Here is a 346-nt window from a genome sequence, read left to right as displayed (position 1 = left end):
GGGAAATATCAACTAAGTCCTATTGATGTATCTATAATGAAGATACCTATGATTTCTAAAAAAACTAATACTTCATCAGCAATAACTTGGGGATATAATCCGTATCTAACAGAAAAATCTCCATATCATGGTTCTATGTATGCTGTACTTGAATCAATTGCAAAACTAGTAGCTTCTGGAACTAGTTATGATGGAATATATTTATCTTTTCAAGAATATTTTGAAAAATTAGGAAAAGATAATGTTAAATGGTCAAAACCTATGCTTGCCTTACTTGGTGCAATGAGATGTCAATTAGACTTTGAAATAGCAGCAATAGGAGGTAAAGATTCTATGAGTGGAACTT

General features: G+C 30.9%; 1 protein-coding gene. It reads left to right on the top strand.

Going from position 1 to position 346, the window contains the following annotated elements:
• On the top strand, positions 1-346 hold a 346-nt coding region (locus AYC60_RS01900), incomplete at both ends, for a hypothetical protein (RefSeq protein ID WP_156447636.1).

The organism is Streptobacillus felis, assembly GCF_001559775.1.
Classification (GTDB): Bacteria; Fusobacteriota; Fusobacteriia; order Fusobacteriales; family Leptotrichiaceae; genus Streptobacillus; species Streptobacillus felis.
This window is presented reverse-complemented; position numbering and strand designations above follow the sequence as displayed.